A 23,263-nucleotide genomic window follows, 5' to 3' on the forward strand; every position below is an offset into this window, starting at 1 on the left:
GTCGCCGAGGACCCCATGCGCATCACCTGTCCCCATTGCGGCGCGCGCGACGCCCAGGAATTCAGCTATCTCGGCGCCGCTGATCTGAAGCGGCCCGAAGGCATGGCGGCGAGCGAGGCCGCGATGGCTGATTATGTCTACCAGCGCGACAACCCGGCCGGCGTCCATCGCGAGCTCTGGTATCACGGCGCAGGCTGCCATGCCTGGCTGGTGGTGACCCGCGACACCCGCACCCATGCGATCACTGCGGTCGAACCCGCGAAGGCGCGCAAGGCGGGAGCCGCGGCATGAGCACCCAGCCTTTCCGCCTCGCTTCCGGCGGCCTGATCGATCGCGGCCACCAGCTGGATTTCAGCTTCGACGGCACGTCCTATCGCGGCTATGCCGGCGACACGCTGGCTTCTGCGCTGCTCGCCAATGGCGTGCGCCTGGTCGGCCGCTCCTTCAAGTATCACCGCCCGCGCGGCATCCTCTCGGCCGGGCCGGAGGAGCCGAATGCGCTGGTCGAACTGCGCTCCGGCGCGCGTCGCGAGCCCAACACCCGCGCGACGGTGGTCGAATTGTTCGCCGGGCTGGACGCAGCGAGCCAGAACCGCTGGCCCTCGCTCGCCTTCGACCTGCTCTCGATCAACGGGCTGGTCTCGCCGGCCCTGGTCGCCGGCTTCTACTACAAGACCTTCATGTGGCCAGCCTCCTTCTGGGAGAAGCTCTACGAGCCGCTGATCCGCCGCGCCGCCGGCCTCGGCCGTGCCGCTGGAGCCGAAGACCCGGATCACTATGAGAAGGCCTTCGCCTTCTGCGACCTCCTGGTGATCGGCGGCGGGCCGGCCGGCCTCGCCGCAGCTTTGGCAGCCGGGCGCAGCGGCGCCCGCGTCATCCTGTGCGACGAGGATTTTCGGCTTGGCGGGCGGCTTCTGGCCGAGAAGCGCGAGATCGGCGGCAAGCCGGCTTCCGAATGGCTCGCCGCAACGCTGGCCGAGCTCGAAAGCCTGCCGGAGGTGCGGATCATGCCGCGCACCACCGTCTTCGGCCTCTACGACCACGGCATCTATGGCGCCGTCGAGAAGGTCGCCGATCATCTGCCGGAACCGCCGGCGCATCAGCCGCGCCAGCGCGGCTGGCGCATCCATGCCAAGCGGGCGATCCTCGCCGCCGGCGCGCTGGAGCGGCCGATCGTGTTTGCGGGCAATGACCGGCCGGGGGTGATGCTGGCTGGCGCGGTGCGTGCTTACGTCAATCGCCATGGCGTGCTGCCCGGCCGCGAAACCGTGCTGTTCACCGCCGGCGACGACGGTTGGGCGACGGCCCGCGACATCGCCGCGGCCGGCGGCAAGGTCGCCGCGATCGTCGATTCCCGCCCCACCGATCCGGCGCGCAAGGCGCTGGCAGACAAGCTCGGTGCCCGGCTCTTCGCCGGCGGCGCCGTCATGGGCGCGCGCGGCGGGCGGCAGCTCAGCGGCGTCACCATCCGCGACGCCTCGGGTGCGGTGAGCGAACTTTCCTGCGACCTGCTCGCCGTCTCCAACGGCTGGAACCCGACGCTGCACCTGACCTCGCACCAGAACGGCAAGCCGGTCTGGGACGATGGCCTGCAATGCTTCGTGCCGGGCACCGAGCCGGCCGGTCTTGCGGTCGCCGGCAGCGCCGCCGGGCGCTTCACGCTGGCGCAGGCGCTGGAAGACGGCGCGAGGCTCGGACGCGAGGCGGCCGTCGAAATAGGCCTCACCGCCAGGCCGGCTGAGCCCACCCCGACGACCGATCCCGAAACGAACGGGCTTACTCCGATCTGGCGAGTTGCGAGCGGCAAGGGAAAAGCCTTCGTCGACTACCAGAACGACGTCACCGACAAGGATGTGGAGCTCGCCGCGCGCGAGGGCTTCCGGCCGGTGGAGCATCTCAAGCGCTACACCACGCTCGGCATGGCGACCGATCAGGGCAAGACCTCGAATCTCTCCGGCCTCGCCATCATGGCCGAGCAGATCGGCCGGACGATCCCGCAGACCGGCACCACCACCTTCCGGCCGCCCTATACGCCGGTCGCGATCGGCGCGCTCGCCGGCCATCACCGCGGCAAGGACTTCAGGCCGGTCCGGCTCGCGCCGACACATGACTGGTCGAAGGAACAGGGCGCCGTCTTCGTCGAGAGCGGATCTTGGCTGCGGGCGCAGTACTATCCGCGTCCCGGCGAAGCCGACTGGCTGACAACGGTCAACCGCGAGGTCAAGGCGGTGCGCGCTGGCGTCGGCCTCTGCGATGTCTCGACGCTTGGCAAGATCGACATTCAGGGAACCGACGCCGCCGAGTTCCTGGAGCGGGTCTACATCAATGGCTGGAAGGCGCTCCCGGTCGGCAAGGCACGCTATGGGCTGATGCTGCGCGAGGACGGCTTCGTCATGGACGACGGCACCACCTCGCGTCTCGGCGAGACGCATTTCCTGATGACGACCACCACCGCCAATGCCGGCAAGGTGATGCAGCATCTCGAATTCTGCCATCAGGTGCTGTGGCCGGAACTCGATGTCCGCATGGTCTCGGTCTCCGAGCAGTGGGCGCAGGTTGCGATCGCCGGGCCGAAGGCGCGTGAGACCTTGCGCGGCGTCGTCGACTCCTCGCATGACATCTCGAACGAGGCTTTTCCTTATCTCGCGGCGCGCGCCGTCACGGTCGGCGGTGGCATCCCGGCGCGGCTCTTCCGCATCTCATTCTCGGGCGAGCTTGCCTATGAGCTCAGCGTTCCCGCCGACTATGGCGATGCGATGGTGCGGGCGCTGATGCAGGCGGGCGCGCCCTTTGGCATCACGCCCTATGGCACCGAGGCGCTCGGCGTGATGCGCATCGAGAAGGGCCATGTCGCCGGCAACGAGCTCAACGGCCAGACCACGGCGCGCGATCTCGGCCTCGGCAAGATGATGTCGTCGAAGAAGGATTTCGTCGGGCGCCTGATGGCGGGCCGGCAGGCCTTGGTCGAGCAGGACCGGCCGTCCTTCGTCGGCTTCAAGCCGGTAGATCCCGGCCAGCGCCTGCGCGCCGGCGCGCATTTCATCGGCATCGGTAAGACGGCGGCGATGGAGAATGACGAGGGCTACATGACCTCTGTCGCCTACTCCCCTCACCTCAACCACTGGATGGGGCTCGGCCTGATCAGGGGCGGCAGCCTCCGTATCGGCGAGCGCGTGCGCGCCTATGACCCGGTGCGCAATGGCGACGTCGTCGTCGAGATCTGCTCGCCGGTCTTCGTCGATCCCGAAGGAGCCCACCTCCATGGCTGAGACAGCAAGCTCCTGGGCGCCGCGCGGCGCCTGGGCCGGCATCGCGCAGACCGGGCAGATCGGCACAATCGGGCCGGCCGGCGTCACCGCGAACTTGCTCGACGGCTTCGGGTTGGCGACGCTGATCGCTGCGCCTGGCGGAGCAACGGCGTTGTCGCAGGCCATCGAAGGGCGGCTGGGCATCGCCCTGCCGGCGACACCGAGGATCGTCTCGAATGCCTCGCATGACGCGATCTGGTCCGGCCCCGATCAGTGGCTGCTGCGCGCCGGCACGCGCGACGGTTTCGGCGATCTTCTGGGTGCGCTGTCGGCTCGAGGTTCCGTCAGCGATCAGAGCGATGCGCGCGCTGCCCTGCGGCTTTCCGGCCCGCATGTGCGTGACGTTCTGGCCAAGGGCGTGATGCTCGATCTGCATCCCGCCGCCTTCGCGGTCGGCGAGACCGCCTTGACAAGCATCGCCCATATCGGTGTCCATCTCTGGCGGCTCGCCGATGGGCCGGATGGATCCGTGTTCGAGATCATGGTCGCACGCAGCATGGTGGGAAGCTTCTGGTCCTGGTTCGCCGCCTCCGCGGCCGAATTCGGCTGCCGGGTCGCCACCGGCCGAGGTTGACGGCAGCGCGCCGCGCGCCGTCCCTTCCTTCGACCTTTCCCGATCCTCATTGTTCAGGGACCCGCGCGAGCGGGCCGATCCGTCACATGTCCGATTCTCCAATGATCCTCGCTCTGTCCTGCCCCGACCGGCCGGGCATCGTCGCCGCCGTCTCGACGCTGCTGGCCGAGGCCGGCTGCAACATCCGCGACGCCCAGCAGTTCGACGACCTCGAAACCGGCCGCTTCTTCATGCGGGTCGTATTCGACCGGCTGGAGGGCGCCCGCAGCGCCGCCGACATCCGAGCCCTCGTCGACGAGCTGGCGGCGCGCTTCAAGATGAGCGTGTCGCTGCGCGATGCCGCCGCCCGCAAGCGCGTGCTGCTGCTGGTCTCGAAATTCGACCATTGCCTGGCCGACCTGATCTATCGCTGGCGCATCGGCGAATTGCCGATGGCGATCACCGCGATCGTCTCGAACCATGCCCGCGAGCACATCGCCTCGACCGATCTCGGCGACCTGCCCTTCCATCACATGCCGGTCAACCGGCAGAGCAAGATGGAGCAGGAGGCCGAACTCTGGCGCCTGATCCAGGATACCGGGAGCGATCTCGTCGTGCTCGCCCGCTATATGCAGGTCTTGTCCGACGGGCTGTCGGCCAAGCTGGTGGGTCGCTGTATCAACATCCACCACTCCTTCTTGCCCGGCTTCAAAGGCGCCAAGCCCTATCATCAGGCGCATGAGCGCGGCGTGAAGCTGATCGGCGCGACCGCGCACTACGTCACCTCCGATCTCGACGAAGGGCCGATCATCGAGCAGGACGTCGAGCGCATCAGCCATCGCGACACGCCCGACGATCTCGTCCGCAAGGGCCGCGACATCGAGCGGCGCGTGCTGGCCCGCGCGGTGCGCTATCATCTGGAGGATCGCGTGCTGCTCAACGGCAAGAAGGCCGTCGTCTTCACGGATTGATGTGAAGCGTCGGTGCGGCCGGGGCTTCGCTGTGCGCCAGCTCCGGCCCGCACTCGCACAACGCAGGCGACGAGTGCAGCACCCGCGCACGCCCGATAGCCTGCCGAGCGGGCACTGCATCATGGCGGTTTGTGCGGGTGCGAACACATAGAACGGCAGATCGTTCTTGCAGAGAGGCGGCAAATTGGCGGCGGCAGACATCGTCGCCGCAAACAAGGGGAACGCCATGAAGCGCCTACTCGCCGCTGCCCTCCTCTGCGCCTCAGCGACACTCGCGCAGGCCCAGGCCCAGAAATCCACCCTGTCCATCGTCAAGAGCCGCGGCGAACTGATCTGCGGCGTCAGTCCAGGACTCGCCGGCTTCGGCCTGCCGGACGAGAAGGGCGAATGGCACGGCCTCGACGTCGACCTCTGCCGCGCCATCTCGGCCGCCGTCTTCAACGACCCCAAGAAGGTCAAGTTCACGCCGCTCTCGTCCAAGGACCGCTTCACGGCGCTCCAGTCGGGCGAGGTCGATCTCTTGTCGCGCACCAGCACCTGGACGATGGCGCGCGACACCTCGCTCGGCCTGGCCTTCGCCGGCGTCAATTACTATGACGGCCAAGCCTTCCTGGTTCAGAAGAAGCTCGGCGTCGACTCCGCGCTCAAGCTCAACGGCGCCTCGATCTGCCTGCAGCAGGGCACGACGACCGAGCTCAACGTCGCCGACTATTTCCGCCAGAACAACATCAAGTACGAGCCCGTCACCTTCGACAAGGGCGACGAGGCGATCAAGGCCTTCGAATCCGGACGCTGCGACGCCCTCACCGACGATTCCTCGGCGCTCTACGCGCTCAAGCTCAAGCTGGTGAAGCCGGACGATGCGATCGTCCTGCCCGAGCTGATCTCGAAGGAGCCGCTCGGGCCGGTGGTGCGCAGCGCCGACCACGACTGGTTCAACCTGGTGAAATGGGTGCATTTCGCCATGCTGAACGCCGAAGAGCTCGGCGTGACCCAGGCCACTGTCGACCAGCAGCTGAACTCGACCAATCCCGAGATCCGGCGGCTCCTCGGCAAGGACGGCAAGTTCGGCGAGGCGATCGGCCTCACGCCCGACTGGGCCTACCGGATCGTCAAGCAGGTCGGCAATTACGGCGAGGCCTTCGAGCGCAGCGTCGGAGCAGGCTCCATCCTCAAGATCGCCCGCGGCAAGAACGACCTCTGGAGCAAGGGCGGCCTGCAATACGCCCCGCCGATCCGCTGAGGGATTGTTCTCGACCGGGATCGCACCAGGGGAGCGCCGTGGCATATCACCCGGCGCTCCGTTCCACGCTGCCCCTGCCATGGCTGACAGTCGCCGCGGCAGCTTCTAGGATCAGGCGATGCGTGCCCGCCAGATCGAAGTCTTTCGCATGGTCATGCGCTGCGGCACGCTGACCGGCGCCGCCGAGGCGCTCGCCGTCTCGCAGCCGGCGCTCAGCCAGATCCTGCTGCACACCGAGGACGAACTCGGCTTCAAGCTGTTTCTGCGCGTCAAGGGCCGGCTGATCCCGACGCCCGAGGCGGAGGAGATCTACCCCGAGGTGGAGCGCCTGTTCGGCGATCTCGAAATGCTCAGGCGGCGCACGCGCGACCTGCGCCATGGCAAGGCGGGCCTCGTGCGCCTCGCCGCCTCGGCCCCGCCATCCCTCTCCTTCGTCCCGGAGGCGCTGCGGCACTTTCGTGCGGCGCATCCGAACACGCGCGTGCGCTCCTATGTCGTGCCGGCCGAGGTCATCCTGACCATGCTCGACCGCGACCAGGCCGGGCTCGGCATCGCCATGATGGACCAGCCGACGCCCTTCATCGAGACCGAGGTGGTCGGCTACACCCGTGTGGTCTGCGTGCTGCCCGCCGGCCATCCGCTGGCCGAGCGCGACTCCGTCGGTGCCGAGGATCTCGATGGTGAGACGCTGATCTCCTACCGCGCCGAATCGCTGCCCGGGCAATTGCTGCGCGACGCACTGGCCAAGCAAGGCCTGCCCTTCCGGCCGGAGATGGAGATCGACGTCTCGATCATCGCGCTCGCCTTCGTACAGCAGGGCCTCGGCATCGCCGTCGTCGATGGCCTCCTGCCCTGGCACAATTTCCCCGGCCTGGTGACGCGCCCGTTCCGGCCGCATGTCGCGCTGCCGCTCTGCCTGCTGACCAGCACGCGCCGGCCGCTCTCGCGCAGCCATGAACTCCTGCGCAATCACATCCGCACGGCCTGCCAGCAGCTCGATCTCGACCAGCCTGCGCCCGAGGCATAAGGGCGACTTATCCGGCACTGCCGTTTTGGTGTTGGACCCTGCGCGGCACCCTCTCCAAGACTGGTCCGTCTTTTGTGGAACGGGCCCATCATGAGCTGGCGTATCGGCGTCGACATCGGCGGCACCTTCATCGACTTCTGCGCGCTGGAAACCGGCAGCGGCCGCGTCGAGACCATCAAGGTTTTGACGACACCTGACGCCCCGGGCCGCGAACTCCTCGCCGGGCTCGACCTGCTGAACGAGCGCCATGCGGTCCCACCGGAGGAGATCGTCTCCTTCGTCCACGGCACCACGGTCGGCATCAACACCATCATCCAGCGCAAGGGCAGCCGTCTCGGCCTGATCACCACCGCCGGCTTCGAGGACGTGATCGAGCTGGCGCGCCTGCGCATGCCCGACATGTACTCGCTGTTCTGCGCCCGCCCGGAGCAGCTCATCCCGCGCGATCGCGTCTTCGGCGTCGGCGGGCGTATCCTTTCCGATGGCAACATCGCCGAACCGCTCGACCGCGAGGCGCTCGCGGATGCAGTTGCGAAGCTCAAGGCGCGCAGCGTCGACGGCGTGATCGTCTCCTTCCTGCACGCCTACCGCAATCCGGCTCATGAGGCAGAGGCGCGGGCGCTGATCGTCGAGCTCGCGCCGGAGCTCTTCGTCTTCAGCACCAGCGAGGTCTGGCCGGTCATCCGCGAATATGAGCGCACCACGACCGCGATCCTGAACGGCTATGTCCATCCACGCGTCTGCGGCTATCTCGAAGCCCTCGAGGAGGCGCTTTCCTCCCGCGGCGTGCCCGCCGGCCCGATGCTGACCAAGTCGAATGGCGGGGTAATGAACGCCGCGACCGGCAAGCGCGCCTGCGTCAACATGCTGCTTTCGGGCACGGCCTCCGGCGTGATCGGCGCGGCCTATCTCGCCGAGCAGGCCGGCGTGAAGAACATCCTCACCCTCGACATCGGCGGCACCAGCGCCGACCTCGCCTTGATCATCGAGGGCCAGCCGCAATTCGGTACCGGCGAGGTCGTCGGCGACTTCCCCCTCTATGTGCCAAGCGTCTCGGTCACCTCGATCGGCGCCGGCGGCGGCTCGATCGCCTGGGCCGACGCCTTCGGCGTACTCAAGGTCGGCCCCGAAAGCGCCGGCTCGACGCCCGGCCCCGCCTGCTATGGCCGCGGCGGCGCCCGCGCCACCGTCACCGATGCGATGGCGACCTGCGGCTTCCTCGGCCACACCGCCCTCGCCTATGACCAGATCGGCATGCGCCGCGACCTGGCGCAGAAAGTGGTTGGCGAGGTCGCCGCAATGCTCGGCCGCAGCGCCGAGGCGACAGCCGAGGCGATCATCGCCATCGCCGTCTCCGAGATGTTCGTCGAGGTCAACAAGCTCGTCGCGCGCTATGGTGTCGACCTGCGCGACTTCGCCCTGATGCCCTTCGGCGGCGCCGGACCGATGCTCGGCTGCTTCCTGGCGCGCGAGCTCGGCATACCTCGCGTGCTGGTGCCGCGCCGCCCCGGCGTCGTCAGCGCACTGGGCGGGCTGATCGCCGATCTGAAGGGCGACTTCATCCAGAGCGTCTTCGCAGCGGCAGAGCCGGCCTCATTGCCGCAGCTGCGTGAGGCGCTGGCGCAGCTCAAGCGCGACGGCCTCGCCTGGATCCGCGACGACCAGCGCTTCACCGGGCCGGTCGTCGAAAGCCTGAGCGCCGATATGCGCTATCACGGCCAGTCCTTCGAGATCGAGGTGCCGCTCTCCGAGAGCTGGCTGGTCGAGGGCGATCTCGCCGCGATCCGCGCCGCCTTCCACCGCCAGCATCTTGCCATCTACGACTTCAACGACGAGGCGGCCGAGGTCCAGATCGTCAACCTCCGCCTTGTCGTCACCGGCGCGACGCCGAGGCCCGAGCTCGCCCCGGCGAGCGAAGCGGTCGACGAGGCGGCAATCCCGGCGCGCTCCATCACGGTCTGGCTCGATGGCGCCGAGCGCGAGGTCGCGCTCTTCCATCGCGAGGCGCTGCGCTGCGGCCAATACTTCTCCGGCCCGGCCGTGGTCGCGCAGGAAGACACCACCATCTGCATACCCGCCGGTTTCGAGGCGAAGGTCGACGCCTTCCTCAACCTGCATCTCATCCTGCGCGAGGGAGCCTGATCATGGTCGACAAGGTCACCTTGCAGGTCCTGGCCAATCATTGCCGGGCCGCGGCCGAGAACATGGCCTACACGCTCTACCGCACGGCGCATTCCACCTTCGTCAAGGAGACGGAGGACTTCACGGTGATGGTGATGGACCGCACCGGGCGCGTCGTCGCCGTGCCGATGGATCTCGGCGCGACCTGGTATCCGGGCATGAACTACAACCGCGCCATCGAGATGCTACCGGAGTACCGCCCCGGCGACATCGCCTTCACCAACGACCCCTATAGCGGCTACCTCGCCACCCACGCGCCCGACACGCATCTGTGGAAGCCGATCTTCCACGAGGGCGAGATCGTCTGCTTCGTCGGCGGCCATGTCCACAACACCGACATGGGCGGGGCGGTGCCGGCCAGCCTGTCGCGCTCACTCACCGAGATCCATCAGGAGGGCATCCGCTTTCCGCCGATGACGCTGATGCGCGACGGCGCCTTCGACCAGACCGTGCTGCGCATCATGATGATGAATGTGCGCAAGCCGGCGCTCAACATGGGCGACCTCAAGGCGCTGGCCGGCGCGCTCAACACCGGCGAGCGCAAGATCCAGGCGATGGTCGCCAAGTTCGGCGCCAAGGGCTTCATGGACGGCCTCGACGGGCTGATGGACTATGCCGAGCATCAGGCTCGCGAGATCCTGCGCTCGATCCCCGATGGCGAATACTTCTTCTCGGACTATGCCGACGAGGACGGTGTCGACGGCAATCCTTGCCGGCTGGCGCTGACGCTCACCATCAAGGGCGACGAGGCGATCCTCGACTTCACGGGATCGGACCCGCAGCTCGGCTCCTCGCTCAACGTGCCGACCGGTTCCGACCCGCGCCATACGCTGCTGCTCGTTGGCGTCTACTATGTGCTCTACACGTTGAACCCGCAGCTCCTGCTCAATTCCGGCCTGACCCGGCCCTTCACCTGCATCGCGCCGGAAGGGACGGTGTTGAACCCGTCCTTCCCGGCGGCGGTCGGCATGCGCAGCCTGACCTGCGCACGCCTGCGCAGCCTGATCTTCGGCGCCTTCAGCCTCGCGGCACCCGAGCGCCTGCCGGCGGCACCGGCAGGCTCGAGCTCGATCGTCAACGTGATGACCACCGACGAGAAGACGCATCGCAGCGTCATCGCGGCGATCAACCCGGTGGTCGGCGGCGGCGGCGGCATGCCACATCGCGACGGGCCGAACGGCTCGGGCGCCGACGCCGCCTATCTCAAGAACACGCCGATCGAGATCACCGAGACCGAGGTGCCGATCCGCTTCATGCGCTACGGGCTGCAGCCGGATTCAGGCGGCGCCGGGCGCTGGCGCGGCGGGCTCGCCACGGTGATGGAGTTCAAGGTGTTCTCGCCGAACTCGCGCATCACCGTGCGCAACCGCGACCGCTCGCATTTCCGGCCCTGGGGCACGCTCGGCGGCCTCTCCGCCGAGACCTCGAACTTCATCATCAACCCCGGCCGTCCCAATGAGCGCATCCTCGGCAATACCGACATCGCCATCGCCGAGCCGGGCGATGTGATCCACATCCACTCGCCGGGCGGCGGCGGGCGCGGCTCGCCGCTGGAGCGCGAGCCGGAGCGTGTGCTGCTCGATGTCGAGCGCGGCTATGTCAGCCTGGACGCGGCACGCGAGCTCTACGGCGTGGTGATCGAAGGGGGCGCCGTCGATCTGGAAGCGACGGCCGTGCTGCGGGCGGAGCTCGAGACGCGCGCTCACAGGACGCATTTCCATTTCGGCCCGGAGCGGGACACGTTCGAGCGAATCTGGACGGCGGAGAATTATGCGGCACTGACGCAGCTGCTGGCCGGTTTGCCGGTCCATTGGCGCTTCTTCACCAAGACCAAACTCTTCGCCGCGATGCGCAATGCGCCCGGCAAGCTCGACCTGGCCGCGGCCTTCGCAGTTGTTCGGCAGGACTATCCGCAAATTCCGGAGGTCGGAGAGGACGCGCCCGAGATCGCCCAGGCGGCCGAATAGCCGCCGGCTTCAGCCGACAGCGACGGTCGCGCCCGCCGCGATCTCGCCCGGCGTCACCACGTCGCAGTAGATCCCGAAATTGCGCTCATGGCGCTTGACCACCGTCCGCAGGATTTCGACGTCCTGAGGCAGGCCCTCCTGCGCGATCGTGATGAAGCCGCAGCGGCCGCAGGGCTCGCGTCCGCGCAGCACCACCTCCCCGATCCTGATCTCGCAACCGATCCAGCCATGCTCGGGTATGGCCTCCGTTCCATCGGGCCAATCGACGAGGATGTTGGGCCGGAAACGGCGCGCATCGATCACGCTGCCGGGCAGCTCCCGTTCGAGGCTGCGGATCGCAGCGCTGGTGACGAGATGGATCGGCGCATGCTCGTAACGCGGCCGGAAGCCACCCGAACCGACAGCGTCGAACGGCTTCAGCACCGGCATGAAGCCGAAGGCCTGCGACAGGCCTTCCAGCAGCTCCGCATCCTGCGGCCCCGCCCAGCGCTCGCCATCGAGCGACAGGGCGACGCCCTCCTGCACGGCTTTGGCATGAGCGCGCGGCACGCCGACGAAGTGCTTCTCGCGGCCGGGCGAGGCGATGCGGCCGGTGGCGGCGTCGAGCAGCCCCCAGATCCGGTCACCCGCGACGCCGGCGGCGTGGACGTGGAGCTGGTCCAACCGCTCGCCGGCCATCGAGCTGACGGGATAGCGCCAGAGTTCGGCAACCTTTCCCGTCACTGGCCCTCCATGCGCGGGTCGAGCGCGTCGCGCAGCCCGTCGCCGATGAAGTTGAAGCTGGTCACCGCGAGCGTGATCGCGGCGCCCGGAATGATGGCGAGCCAGGGTGCGCTGGTGAGATAGCTCTGCGCGCTTTCGAGCATGTTGCCCCAGCTCGGCGTCGGCGGCTGGATGCCGAAGCCGAGGAAGGAGATGTAGCTCTCCGCCAGAATCGCATGGGCGACGTTGAGCGTCGCCGCGACGACGATCGGCGCGATCGCGTTCGGCAGGAGCTCGCGGATCATGATGCGCCGGTTGCTCGCGCCGAAGGAGACGGCAGCCTGCGCGAATTCGCGCGTCTTCAGCGAGCGGATCTGCGCCTCGACCACGCGGGCGACCTCCATCCAGGAGGTCATCGCGATCAAGAGGATGATCGACGGCACCGAAGGCGAGATCAGCGCCGAGATCGCCAGCAACAGGAAGATCGAAGGGAAGCACAGCATCGCATCGACGAAGCGCATCAGCGCAGCGCCCAGCGCGCCCTCATAGAAGCCCGCGACCATGCCGACGACGATGCCGATCGCCATCGCGATCGCCATGGCCGAGAAGCCGACCGCCAGCGAGATCCGCCCGGCCATCAAGAGGCGCGCGAGGATGTCGCGCCCGAGCGGGTCGGTGCCGAGCACATGCGGGCCCGAGAACGGCGGCGCGAAGCGGTTGCGGATGTCGATGAAGGTGTCGGTATAGGGCAGCAGCCAGGGGCCGACGATACAGGCGAGCGTCAGGAAGACGATCGTCGCCGCTCCGAAAACCGCGAGCTTGTGGCGCCGGAAGCGGCGCAGGCCCGGGCTGTTCCAGAAGCCGGGCGCCGGCGGCAGCGCCGGCTCGGCGGTGCTGGTGAAGGGCACGCCGCTCATCGCCCGCTCCTCGAGATGCGCGGATCGGCGACGCCGTAGAGCAGATCGGCGAGCAGGGATCCCAGCAGCACGAGCACGGCGGTGAACATCAGGATGCCCATCACCACGGGGTAATCGCGATAGCTGATCGAATCGAGGAAGAGCCGGCCCATGCCCGGCCAGGTGAAGACCGTCTCGGTCACCAGCGCGCCCGAGAGCAGCGTCGGCACATGCAGGCCGGTGATGGTGATCATCGGCAGCAGCGCGTTGCGCAGGGCATGGCGCATCAGGATCTGCCGCTCCGGCACACCCTTGGCGCGAGCGGTGCGGATATAGTCCTGGTTGACCACCTCAAGCATCGACGAGCGCATGTAGCGGCTCCAGACCGCGGTCGAGACCAGCGCCAGCACGATGCAGGGCCCGATCAGGTGATGCACCTGGTTGAGGAACGAGCCGTCGCCCATGGTGTAGCGGTTGCCGGCGGGCAGCCAGCCGAGCCCGACCGAGAAGACGTAGATGATGACGAGGCCGAACCAGAAGGTCGGGATCGAGAGCGCAATCATCGCGCCGATCGTGGCCAGCGAGTCGAACAGCGAATAGCGCCGGATCGCGCCGAGGATGCCGACCCAGGCGCCGATCACCATGGCGAGCAGCGTCGAGGTCAGCATCAGCTCCAGCGTCGCCCCGAGATGCGAGGCGATGATGTGCAGCACCGGCTGCTGATCGCGATAGGACACACCCCAGTCGCCCGAGAGCATGCGCCAGAGCCATTCGACATATTGCACCGGCAGCGGCCGGTTGAGGCCGAGCTGCTCGGCGATGCGGTCGAGGTCGGCCTGGGTCATGTCGCCACCAGCGGCGAACTGCGACATCGGCCCGCCCGGCGCCAGATGCAGGATGGCGAAGCCGATCACCGAGACGATCAGCAGCAAGAGCAGCGACTGCCCGAGCCGGCGCAGGAGAAAGGCGATCATGGCGCCCTCCCCCCGGCTAGCGCCGGCGTGACGCCGGCGCAGTTCACAGCGCGCACCACGTCACTTGGCCCAGTACCACTGGCCCATGTTCCAGGTGTTCTGCCTGGCGTTGATGTTGGGCTGGTAGCCGATCAACCCCTCCTTGTAGCCCTCGACCGGCGCGTACTGGTAGATCGGCAGGATCGGCAGTTCCTCGCGCACCAGCACCTGCAGCTTCTGGTAGATCTCCTTGCGCTTGGCCGCGTCGAAGGTCTCCTGGCCCTGCTTCATCAGCGCGTCGGCCTCGGCGTTCTGCCACTGCATCTGGTTGGCGCCGTTGCCGCTCTTGGCCGGGATCGCGTCCGAGCCGAAGCGATGCGCCGGATCGGGGTCGATCACCGTGCGGAAGGCGGTGCCGACCAGCAGCGACTGGAACTTCGAGCGGGTGTAGAAGTCGCCCCAGATCACGGCGGCGGGCATGTTGTTGATCGCCATCTTGATGCCGATCTGCTGCCAGTCCTGCTGCATCAATTGCTGGCACTGCTCGCGTAGCGCCGCGCCCGTCGTGGTCGAGACCGCGAACTCCAGCGGCACGCCGTTCTTCATGCGCACGCCGGAGCCGGAACGCTTCCAGCCGGCATCGTCGAGGATCTTGCCGGCGAGCGCGGGATCGTAGACCTGCTTCGGCAGGTTCGGGTCATAGGCCCAGGATTCCTGCGGCATGAAGGATTCGGTCGGGATGTGCAGGCCGTAGAAGACGATGTCGATGATCGCCTGCTTGTTGATCGAGGCATAGAGCGCCTTGCGCACCGCCTTGTCGGCCAAAGCGGGATGCTCAAGGTTCGGCATCAGCACCTCGAGCGAGGCGCTCGGGATCTTCACCACCTTGCGGCCAGGCAGCTTGACCGCCTCGGCGTAGAAATTGGCCGGGATGCCCGTGCCGATGATCAGGTCGACCTGGCCGGTGCGGAACTGGGCATAGAGCGCGGTCTGGTCCGGCACGTATTTCAGCACCGCCTTTTCCAGATACGGCCCCTTGCCGTGATACTTCTCATTGGCGACCAGCTGGATGTTGTCGCCCGGCGTGCGCGTGCCCCATTTGAACGGGCCAGTGCCGACCGGCGCGCCGTTGAAGGGCGCCGTGTTCGGATCGGCTGCCTTCTCCAGCAGGTGCTTGGGCACGATGAAGGTGTTGGAGAGCAGCGCGAGATAAGGCGCATAGGCCTTCTCCATGCGCCAGGAGATCTCCAGCGGACCGGCGACCTTGATGTCCTTGACCAGCGAATGGCCGACACGGGTGCGCGCCTTGAAGCCCGGCGCGTTGATCAGCTCGAGCGTGTACTTGACGTCCTCGGCTGTGAATGGCGCTCCGTCATGCCAGGTGATGCCCTCGCGCAGCTTGACCTTCCAGGCGAGGCCGCCCTCAGAGATGCCGCCATTGGCCTCGCTCGGCACTTCGGCCGCGAGATCGGGAACCAGCGAGCCGTCGGGCTGGGCCAGCCACATCGTGTTGAAGACCTGCATCCAGACGGTCTCGTCGACCTCGATGCCGGGCATCAGCGGGTTGAAGGCGGTCGGCTCCTGCGACAGGCCAACCACGACCTGGCCGCTCGGCTTGGCGGGCGGCGGCGGAGGCGCCTTGCCCTGGGCGCGGGCGCCAAGACCGGACGCGGCGAGAATGCCGCCGGCGCCGAGCGCCAGGACCTCGCGGCGATGCAGGGCAGGCAGAGCAAGGCCGGACGCCTTCGTGGACGGCTTGTTCATCGTTGATCCCCTCGTTGTCGGCGGCCTTGCGTGGCCGTTGCGCGGTGCCGCCCTTTGCTGGCGGTCGGCCACGTGAGCCGCCCGTTGTCGGCCCGCCTCATGATAGGCAGCAGGCGACGCGCGATGGTCACCGTCCTTTGCCGGGGCAACCAAAACAATCTGCCGAATCGCACCCTTCCTTTGGCATAGGGTTCCAGGCGGTTCGGGCTTGAATATCGGCCTCCCGCTTCCGGTCCGCGCCGCCGGCACGACCGCCCTCCGCCAAGGACCATGCCTCATGTCGCCACCGGTCAATCGCGTCCACAGCGACGAAGCCCTGCCCGCCGCGGCCGACATCGTGGTCATAGGCGGCGGCATCGCCGGCGTCACCGCCGCCTATCACCTGGCGAAGAAGGGCCATTCGGTCGCCCTCGTCGAGAAGGGCTATCTCGCCGGCGAGCAATCGAGCCGGAACTGGGGCTGGTGCCGCCAGCAGAATCGCGACCTGCGCGAATTGCCGCTGGCGATGCGGGCCGTCGAGATGTGGAACGGACTATCAGAGGAGGTCGGTGCCGATGTCGGCTTCCGCCGCAGCGGCCTGACCTATCTGACGACGCGCCAATCCGATCTCGACGCCTGGGAGGGCTGGGGCGAGAAGGCCCGGCAATACCAGATGCAGACGCGCATGCTGAGCGCCGATGAAGCCAAGGCCATGGCGCCACATGCCAAGGGCGAGTGGGTCGGCGGGGTGCATTCGCCGACCGACGGCCGGGCCGAGCCGGCCATGGCTGTTCCCGCGATCGCCGAGGCCGCGCGCCGGCTCGGCGTCACCATCCATCAGGATTGCGCGGCGCGCGGCCTCGAAACCGCAGCGGGCCGCGTCTCCGGCGTTGTCACCGAGAAGGGCACGATCAAGACGTCGACGGTGCTGCTCTCCGGCGGCGTCTGGACGGCGATGTTCGCCCGGCACCACGGCATCCGCATGCCGCTCGCCGGCATCAAGTCGACCTCGTTTTTCACCGGGCCTGCGCCGGAGATCACCACGGGTGGCATATCGACCCCCGATCTCACCATTCGCCGCCGGGTCGATGGCGGCTTCACCGTCGGTATCAGCGGGCGCGGCCTGCTCGAACTCTCGCCGCACGGCATGCTCAACGCCCAGCCGTTCTGGCGCACCTTCAAGAAGCGCCACAAGCTGCTGACGATCCGGGCCGGCAAGTCCTTCTTCTTCGGGCCGGAAGCGCTGATGCGCTGGAGCAACGATACGATCTCGCCGTTCGAGAAAATGCGGACCTATGACCCGCCGGCGCAGGAAGAGCTGATCACCTTCGCCAAGAAGCGGCTCGGCGAGATCTTTCCCCAGCTCGCCACTGTCGAGATCAAGCACAAATATGGCGGGCTGATCGACTTCACGCCCGACTGGGTGCCGGTCATCTCCGCGGTCGACAAGCTGCCGGGCCTGCATGTCTCGGCCGGCTTCAGCGGCCATGGCTTCGGCATCGGCCCGGCGGCGGGGCGGCTCGCAGCCGATATCGTCGCCGGCGATGCCCCTATCGTCGATCCCGCCCCCTATCGCTACAGCCGCCTCGTCGACGGGACCGACCTCGGCGAACCCGGGCTGATGTGACGGACGCCCTGCCCTAGAGACCATTTTTGCCGATCAGATTGATCCAATCTGATCGGATCCGGCTCTAGCCACATAGTCCCGCCGCACAGGGACATCCCGGGCCGTGCCGCTTCGTGGCATGGCCGCCTCCGGAGCTATTCATGCCACTGACCATCGAACGCATCGCCAGCAGCGAGGCGCTGCCCGCCGCCGCGGATGTCGTCGTCATCGGCGGCGGCATCGTCGGCGCGGCGGCTGCCTATTATCTGGCGCGGCGCGGCCGCTCGGTGGCCCTGGTCGAGAAGGGCATCGTCGGCGGCGAGCAGTCGAGCCGCAACTGGGGCTGGTGCCGCAAGCAGAACCGCGACGCCCGCGAATTGCCGCTGGCGATCCGCGCCATGGAGCTCTGGGAGAGACTGAGCGAGGAGCTCGGCCGCGACAGCGGTTTTCGCCGCTGCGGCCTCGTCTACGCCACCAACGACGCCGCGCAACTGGCGCAATGGGAGCGCTGGCGCGAGACCGCCAAGGCGTTCGGCGTCGAGACGACGATGCTGACCGGAGCAGAGACCGCGGCGATGACCGCCGCCAGTGGCCGCAACTGGCTCGGCGGCCTGCACTCCGTCACCGACGGCAAGGCCGAGCCGGCGCTCGCAGCGCCGGAGATGGCCGATGGAGCTCGCCGCCTTGGCGCCAGTGTCCATCAGGGCTGCGCGGCGCGCGGGCTCGACATCACCAATGGCGCGGTCACTGGCGTCATCACCGAGAAGGGTACGATCCGCACCAATGCGGTAATCCTCGCCGGCGGCGCCTGGGCCTCGGCCTTCTGCCGCTATCATGGCATCGCCTTCCCGCAGGCGAGCATCCGCGCCACCAGCCTGCGGACAGAGGTTGCGCCTCACTTCCTCGATGCGTTCTATACCCCGGAGATCGCGCTGACCCGCCGGCTCGACGGCAGCTACACGGTCGCGATCAGCGGCAAAGGCACGCTCGAAATCACGCCACAAGGCCTGCGCTATGCCCGCGAGTTCCTGCCGATGTTCATCAAGCGGCTGAAGGCGGTCGAGCTCGGCATCGGCTCCTCCTTCTTCAACGGGCCGGAGGCCTTCGGCAGTTGGAAGCTCGACGAGGTCACGCCCTTCGAGACGATCCGCGTGCTCGATCCGGCACCCAGCCGGCGTGCGATGGCAACCCTGCTGGAGCGCGTTCACGCCATGTTCCCGGCCCTGAAGACCGTCGCCGTGCGCGAAAGCTGGGGCGCCTATATCGATTCAACGCCAGACGCCGTGCCGGTGATCTCGCCGGTCGCCGGCCTCTCGGGCTTCGTGCTGGCGGCCGGCTTCAGCGGCCACGGCTTCGGCCTCGGCCCCGCCGCCGGCCATCTCGCCGCAGACCTTGCGACAGGCGACACGCCGATCGTCGACCCCGGCCCATTCAGGCATTCGCGCCTCGTCGATGGCTCCCGCGGCGCGATCGGCGAGTTCTGAGGTTCAGGAGAGCCGCTCGGCGACACCAGCGATCATCGCCATCGCTCCGGCGAGCTCGGCATCGGTTATGTACTCTTCCGGCTTGTGGGCGCGGTCGACATCGCCTGGCCCGCAGACGATCGCGGCGATGCCGGCGCGCTGGAACAACCCGGCCTCGGTGCCATAGCTGACGGCAGCCTGGCGCCTCTGGCCCGAAGCCGCCTCGGTGAAGGCGACCAGCGGATCGTTCTCGTCGAGGGCGAGCGGCGGATAGTCGCTCATGGTCTCGAAGCTGAACGCGACCTTGTGCCCGGTCGCGGCAGCCTCGCGCGCAATCCGCTCGGCGACACCGGGCAGGAAGCCGAGCAGCGCGGCGGGCTCCTGCCCGGCGATGGCGCGGGCCTCGACCTCGAACACGCATTGCGCCGGCACGATGTTGATCCCGGTGCCGCCCCTGATCACGCCGACCTGGATCGTCGAATAGGGCGGAGCAAAAGCTTCGGCGAAAGGCCCCTGCGCGGCATGGCGGAGCGCCTCCTCATGGATCGCCGCGATGAGGCCGGCGGCGTAGTGAATCGCGTTGTCGCCGAGATCGGTGCGCGAGGAATGCCCGGCCTTGCCGTCGACCGTGACGCGCTGGGCGATCTTGCCCTTATGGGCCAGTACCGGCCGCAAGCCACTGGGTTCACCGACGATGCAGCCGAGCACAGGCGGACATAGCTCCGGCAGTCGCGCGATCAGATGGCGCACGCCGACGCAGCCGACCTCCTCGTCATAGGACAGCGCGATGTGCACCGGCCGCGCCAGCTTCTTGCCGACGAGGGCGGGAACGCTCGCCAGCACGCAGGCCGCAAAGCCTTTCATGTCGACCGCGCCGCGCCCGATCAGGCGCTCGCCGTCGCGCCGCAGCTTGAAGGGATCGCCGACCCAGCCTTCCGGCGCCGCCGGAACCACATCGAGATGGGCCGAGAGGATGACGCCGCCTTCGACTTTCGGCCCGATCGTCGCGAACAGGTTGGCGCGGTCGCCCTCCGGCCCCGGCACGATCACGCTGTCGACGCCGTGGCCGGCGAGATAGGCGCGGACGTGCTCGATGATCGCCCCGTTCGGGGTGCGACAGACGGAGGGAAAGCCGACGAGATCGGCGAGAACAGTTTCGACGGTCATGGGGATTCGCTTGAGAGTTGGTTCAGCCGAACTTCGGCGAGGCGGCTTAGATCACGATGATTTTGGACCGAATCGGTCCAAAATCATAAAACGTGATCGATTCTAAAAGTTTAGAGCAGGATTCCTGCGAAAAACCGGTTCCCACTTTTTCGCATCCTGCTCTGGCCTGTCCATCCTGCCCCGACAGCCGCAGCAATCCATGCCGAAGCAACCCGATTCATCGGCAGAATATTCGGTCATGGCGTTCGAATTCCGCCTCCCTCCCCGCGCTCGCGCTCTAGCCTCTTCCCAACGGCAGAGAGCCGTCGCAACGAGCAAGAGCGAGACGATGAGCAGCTTCCGGCCGAAATTCATCACCTTCGACTGCTATGGCACGCTGATCTATTTCGAGATGGCTCCGGCCGCCCGGCGCGCCTATGCCGACCGCCTGTCGCCCGAGCAGATGGACGCGTTCTGCGACGCGTTCTCGAACTATCGCCTCGACGAGGTCCTCGGCCCGTGGAAGCCCTATCAGGACGTCGTCCGCAATGCGGTGGAGCGCAGCTGCAAGCTCCTCGGCATCCCCTACGATCCGGCCGATGCCCAGGCCATCATCGACGAGATCCCGAGCTGGGGTCCGCATCCCGACGTGCCGGCAGGCCTCGCCAAAGTCGCCAGGGAGATCCCGCTCGTCATCCTCTCGAACTCGATGACCGACCTGATCCCGCATTCGGTCGCCAAGCTGGGGGCGCCCTTCCACGCCGCCTATACCGCGCAGGAGGCGCAGGCCTACAAGCCCCGCATGCGCGCCTTCGAGTACATGTTCGACATGCTCGGCTGCGGCCCGCAGGATGTGATGCACTGCTCGTCGAGCTTCCGCTACGACCAGATGACCGCCTACGACATGAAGATCGCCCGCCGCGTCTTCGTCAATCGCGGCCATGAGCCGGCGAACCCCTATTACAGCACCCACGAGATCAAGGACATCGGCGGCCTGCCGGCACTGGTCGGGCTCTGATCATGCCGGGTGATTTCGACCCGGCCACGATCCGGGTCACGACCGGGCACTTCATCGCTGGCGAGGCGATCAGCGGTGGCGAGGCGATCCCGGTCGCTCGTCCATCCGATCTCGTCGACTATGCCGAGATCCCGATCGCCGACGCGGCCATGGTCGACCGGGCCGTCGGCAGCGCCCATGCAGCGGTCGCGGCCAGCGGCTGGGCGACGCGGCCGCCTCGCGAGCGGGCCCGCATCCTGAGACGCTGGGCCGAGCTCATCGAAGCAAATACCGAGGAACTCGGCCGGATCGAAGCCGTCGGATCGACACGGCCGATCTCCCAGGCCGTGACCGGCGACGTCGCAGCTACCGCCGACGGCATCCGCTTCTTCGCCGAATGGGCCGACAAGCTCGGGGGCGAGGTCGCGGCGACGCGCAGCGACAATCTCGGCCTGATCGTCTCGGAGCCCTATGGCGTCGTCGGCGCGATCGCGCCCTGGAACGTGCCGCTCAGCACCGCCTCCTGGAAGCTTGGCCCGGCGCTGGCGGCAGGCAATGCCATCGTGCTGAAGCCGTCGGAGCTGACGCCCTTTTCTGCCGTCAGGCTGGCGCAGCTCGCGATCGAGGCGGGCATGCCGGCCGGCATCTTCAATATCGTCCAGGGCACCGGCGTCACAGGCGATGCGCTGGCGCGCCATCCGGGTATCGGCAAGATCTCGTTCACCGGATCGACCCGGACCGGCGCCGCGATCATGAAGGCCGCGGCCGAGAGCGGCATCAAGCCGGTGACGCTCGAGCTCGGCGGCAAGAGCCCGCAGCTCGTCTTCGCCGATGCCGATCTGGAGAAAGCGGCGACCTGCATCGCCAGCTCGATCCTGGCCAATTCCGGACAGGGCTGCGTCGCCGGCTCGCGCGTGATCGTGCAGCGCCCGATCGCCGAGGCCCTGATCGACCTGTTGAAGGTCAAGCTCCCCGGGATCACGCCCGGGCATACCTGGAAGGTTGCGACCGATTTCGGCCCGATCGTGTCCGAGGCGCAGGCCCGCCGCATCGACCGCATCGTTACCGCCAGCCGGGAGCAAGGCGGCGAGGTGCTGCTTGGCGGAAGCTTGATCGCCGGCTATGGCGGCGCCTACTACCAGCCGACGATCATCGCCAACGTGACCGCCGACAATGCGGCGGTGCGCGAGGAGATTTTCGGCCCGGTCCTCACCATCCAGAGCTTCTCCGATGAGGACGAAGGCTTCGCCCTCGCCGATCATCCCGAATACGGCCTCGCCGCCGGCGTCTACACCCGCGATCTCGGCCGCGGCCTGCGTGCCGTGCGCCGACTGCAGGCCGGCACCGTCTGGGTCAACCGCTACAGCCGCACGCTCGACTTCATCCTGCCGACCGGCGGCTACAAGAGCTCCGGCATCGGCAAGGATCTCGGCCGGCAAGCGGTCGAGCAGAACCTGCGGCACAAGACGGTGCTGATCGACATCGCGGGCTGAATGCGCCGCGCAGAGCCGTCAGCCATAGCAGGCCTGCCTCAGACCGAGGCCGGGATGAAGCGCGTCGATCGCCTCGATCTCGGCCTTCAGCTCCGCCCCGATCCAGTCCCGGATCTCGCCGACGACCGGGCTCGGCGGGCGGTTGCGCGGTGTCAGCAGCACGCAGTTGCGCTCGCCGCGCGTCAGCCGGTCGCTGGCCGGCACCAGCGCGCCCGACCTCAGCGCATGCGAGACGACTGTGATCCAGCCGAAGGCGACGCCCTGGCCGAGCAGCGCCGCCTGCACCACCACGGCATAGTCCGAGAAGCTCAGCGTCTTGGCCGGCCCCGGCCGGCCGGTGGCGAAGGGCGGATAGCGCTCGGCCCAGTCGAGCGCCGAATCGGTCAGGTTGATGATCGTGTTGCCCTCGCCCGTCGCCTCGGCCTCCCGCTCGTCTTGCCGATAGCCGGGGCTGCAGATCGGCAGCATCACCTCGCGCACCACCATCGCCTCGGCCGGCACCGCTTCGTCGCCATCGAGGAAGCGCATGCCGAGATCGACATTGTCGACCGGACCGCGCAGCGAGCCGGCGATCATCTGGAAGCGCAGGTCGACCGCGGGAAAACGGCGCTGGAAATGATCCATGCGCGGCATCAGCCAATGCGTGGTGAAGGCGGAGGAGACCGAGATCGTCACCGTCTCCTTGCCGCCGCGCAGCTGCTCGACCTCGCGCAGGCCCGCTTCGATGCTGCGGAAGCCGTCGGCGACGCGGCGATAGAGCACTTCGCCCTCCGGCGTCAGGATCGCGCCCCTCCCGCCGCGCTCGAACAGGCGCAGGCCGAGATGGTTCTCGAAGCGCGACAGCATGCGGCTGACCGCCGGCTGGGTGACGTTCAATTCCTCCGCCGCGCGGGTGAAGCTGCCGCTGCGCGCCGCCGCCTCGAAGACGAAGAGCGCATTGCTCGACGAGACCATGCGACGCAGCTCTGACATTACATGAGGTTATGTTCTCCCTGATTATTTGGCAATTGCGAC

The 23,263-nt window shown here is 67.7% G+C and carries 18 protein-coding genes; 12 read left to right on the forward strand and 6 right to left on the reverse strand.

Features of this window, described 5'->3' with window-relative positions; translation table 11 throughout:
* Positions 1-15 precede the first annotated feature (15 nt).
* From AC1DS0_RS15475 to AC1DS0_RS15510, 8 genes are all read left to right on the forward strand, one after another.
* Positions 16-291, forward strand: a complete 276-nt coding sequence (locus AC1DS0_RS15475; RefSeq protein WP_476815193.1) for a sarcosine oxidase subunit delta — start codon at positions 16-18, stop codon at positions 289-291.
* The gene (locus AC1DS0_RS15480) at positions 288-3,269 is read left to right on the forward strand and encodes a sarcosine oxidase subunit alpha family protein (protein ID WP_476815194.1); all 2,982 of its coding nucleotides are present in this window, start codon (positions 288-290) and stop codon (positions 3,267-3,269) included. Before AC1DS0_RS15475 ends, AC1DS0_RS15480 begins: the two co-directional genes overlap by 4 nt.
* A complete protein-coding gene (locus AC1DS0_RS15485; protein ID WP_476815195.1) occupies positions 3,262-3,882 on the forward strand; it encodes a sarcosine oxidase subunit gamma in 621 nt (206 codons plus the stop codon). The genes AC1DS0_RS15480 and AC1DS0_RS15485 overlap by 8 nt, the downstream gene beginning before the upstream one ends.
* Positions 3,883-3,968: 86 nt before the next feature.
* Complete coding sequence (purU, locus tag AC1DS0_RS15490) at positions 3,969-4,832, forward strand: formyltetrahydrofolate deformylase (protein ID WP_476815196.1); 864 nt, start codon at positions 3,969-3,971, stop codon at positions 4,830-4,832.
* Positions 4,833-5,058: 226 nt separating this feature from the next.
* Positions 5,059-6,075 carry an amino acid ABC transporter substrate-binding protein gene (locus AC1DS0_RS15495; protein WP_476815197.1) on the forward strand — a complete coding sequence of 339 codons (1,017 nt, stop codon included), beginning with the start codon at positions 5,059-5,061 and terminating at the stop codon, positions 6,073-6,075.
* A 118-nt stretch (positions 6,076-6,193) separates the two neighbouring features.
* The gene (locus AC1DS0_RS15500) at positions 6,194-7,102 is read left to right on the forward strand and encodes a LysR family transcriptional regulator (protein WP_476815198.1); all 909 of its coding nucleotides are present in this window, start codon (positions 6,194-6,196) and stop codon (positions 7,100-7,102) included.
* A 90-nt stretch (positions 7,103-7,192) separates the two neighbouring features.
* Positions 7,193-9,244, forward strand: coding sequence for a hydantoinase/oxoprolinase family protein (locus AC1DS0_RS15505; protein ID WP_476815199.1), 2,052 nt, complete (start codon positions 7,193-7,195; stop codon positions 9,242-9,244).
* A gap of 2 nt (positions 9,245-9,246) precedes the next feature.
* Entirely contained in the window at positions 9,247-11,250 is a 2,004-nt protein-coding gene (locus AC1DS0_RS15510) for a hydantoinase B/oxoprolinase family protein (RefSeq protein WP_476815200.1), read from the forward strand.
* 9 nt (positions 11,251-11,259) lie between these two features.
* Here the strand turns inward: AC1DS0_RS15510 and AC1DS0_RS15515 are convergent, their stop codons facing one another.
* The 4 genes from AC1DS0_RS15515 to AC1DS0_RS15530 are packed head-to-tail and all read right to left on the reverse strand — an operon-like array spanning position 11,260 to position 15,565.
* Positions 11,260-11,973: an MOSC domain-containing protein gene (locus tag AC1DS0_RS15515; protein ID WP_476815201.1), complete on the reverse strand. Its 714-nt coding sequence runs from the start codon at positions 11,971-11,973 to the stop codon at positions 11,260-11,262.
* Positions 11,970-12,869, reverse strand: a complete 900-nt coding sequence (locus tag AC1DS0_RS15520) for an ABC transporter permease (RefSeq protein ID WP_476815202.1) — start codon at positions 12,867-12,869, stop codon at positions 11,970-11,972. Before AC1DS0_RS15520 ends, AC1DS0_RS15515 begins: the two co-directional genes overlap by 4 nt.
* Positions 12,866-13,822 (reverse strand): ABC transporter permease, encoded by a 957-nt coding sequence (locus AC1DS0_RS15525; protein ID WP_427362469.1) that lies wholly within the window; start codon positions 13,820-13,822, stop codon positions 12,866-12,868. Before AC1DS0_RS15525 ends, AC1DS0_RS15520 begins: the two co-directional genes overlap by 4 nt.
* Before the next feature lie 60 nt (positions 13,823-13,882).
* Positions 13,883-15,565, reverse strand: coding sequence for a peptide ABC transporter substrate-binding protein (locus tag AC1DS0_RS15530; protein WP_476815203.1), 1,683 nt, complete (start codon positions 15,563-15,565; stop codon positions 13,883-13,885).
* 277 nt (positions 15,566-15,842) lie between these two features.
* On the opposite strand from AC1DS0_RS15530, the gene AC1DS0_RS15535 reads away from it, so the two are divergent.
* Together AC1DS0_RS15535 and AC1DS0_RS15540 are read left to right on the forward strand one after the other, a co-directional pair.
* Positions 15,843-17,171 carry an NAD(P)/FAD-dependent oxidoreductase gene (locus AC1DS0_RS15535; protein ID WP_152012535.1) on the forward strand — a complete coding sequence of 443 codons (1,329 nt, stop codon included), beginning with the start codon at positions 15,843-15,845 and terminating at the stop codon, positions 17,169-17,171.
* A 140-nt stretch (positions 17,172-17,311) separates the two neighbouring features.
* On the forward strand, positions 17,312-18,634 hold the full coding sequence (locus tag AC1DS0_RS15540; protein ID WP_476815204.1) for an NAD(P)/FAD-dependent oxidoreductase: 1,323 nt from the start codon (positions 17,312-17,314) through the stop codon (positions 18,632-18,634).
* Between the two features lie 3 nt (positions 18,635-18,637).
* Here AC1DS0_RS15540 and argE read toward each other — a convergent pair whose 3' ends face one another.
* On the reverse strand, positions 18,638-19,780 hold the full coding sequence (gene argE / locus AC1DS0_RS15545) for an acetylornithine deacetylase (RefSeq protein ID WP_476815205.1): 1,143 nt from the start codon (positions 19,778-19,780) through the stop codon (positions 18,638-18,640).
* Positions 19,781-20,108: 328 nt separating this feature from the next.
* On the opposite strand from argE, the gene AC1DS0_RS15550 reads away from it, so the two are divergent.
* Together AC1DS0_RS15550 and AC1DS0_RS15555 are read left to right on the forward strand one after the other, a co-directional pair.
* Positions 20,109-20,777, forward strand: a complete 669-nt coding sequence (locus AC1DS0_RS15550) for a haloacid dehalogenase type II (RefSeq protein ID WP_476815206.1) — start codon at positions 20,109-20,111, stop codon at positions 20,775-20,777.
* Between the two features lie 2 nt (positions 20,778-20,779).
* Complete coding sequence (locus AC1DS0_RS15555) at positions 20,780-22,249, forward strand: aldehyde dehydrogenase family protein (protein ID WP_476815207.1); 1,470 nt, start codon at positions 20,780-20,782, stop codon at positions 22,247-22,249.
* Between the two features lie 18 nt (positions 22,250-22,267).
* Here AC1DS0_RS15555 and AC1DS0_RS15560 read toward each other — a convergent pair whose 3' ends face one another.
* Positions 22,268-23,221: a LysR family transcriptional regulator gene (locus tag AC1DS0_RS15560; RefSeq protein WP_476815208.1), complete on the reverse strand. Its 954-nt coding sequence runs from the start codon at positions 23,219-23,221 to the stop codon at positions 22,268-22,270.
* Positions 23,222-23,263 lie beyond the last annotated feature (42 nt).

It is taken from the genome of Allobosea sp. P4_H5 (genome assembly GCF_056400825.1).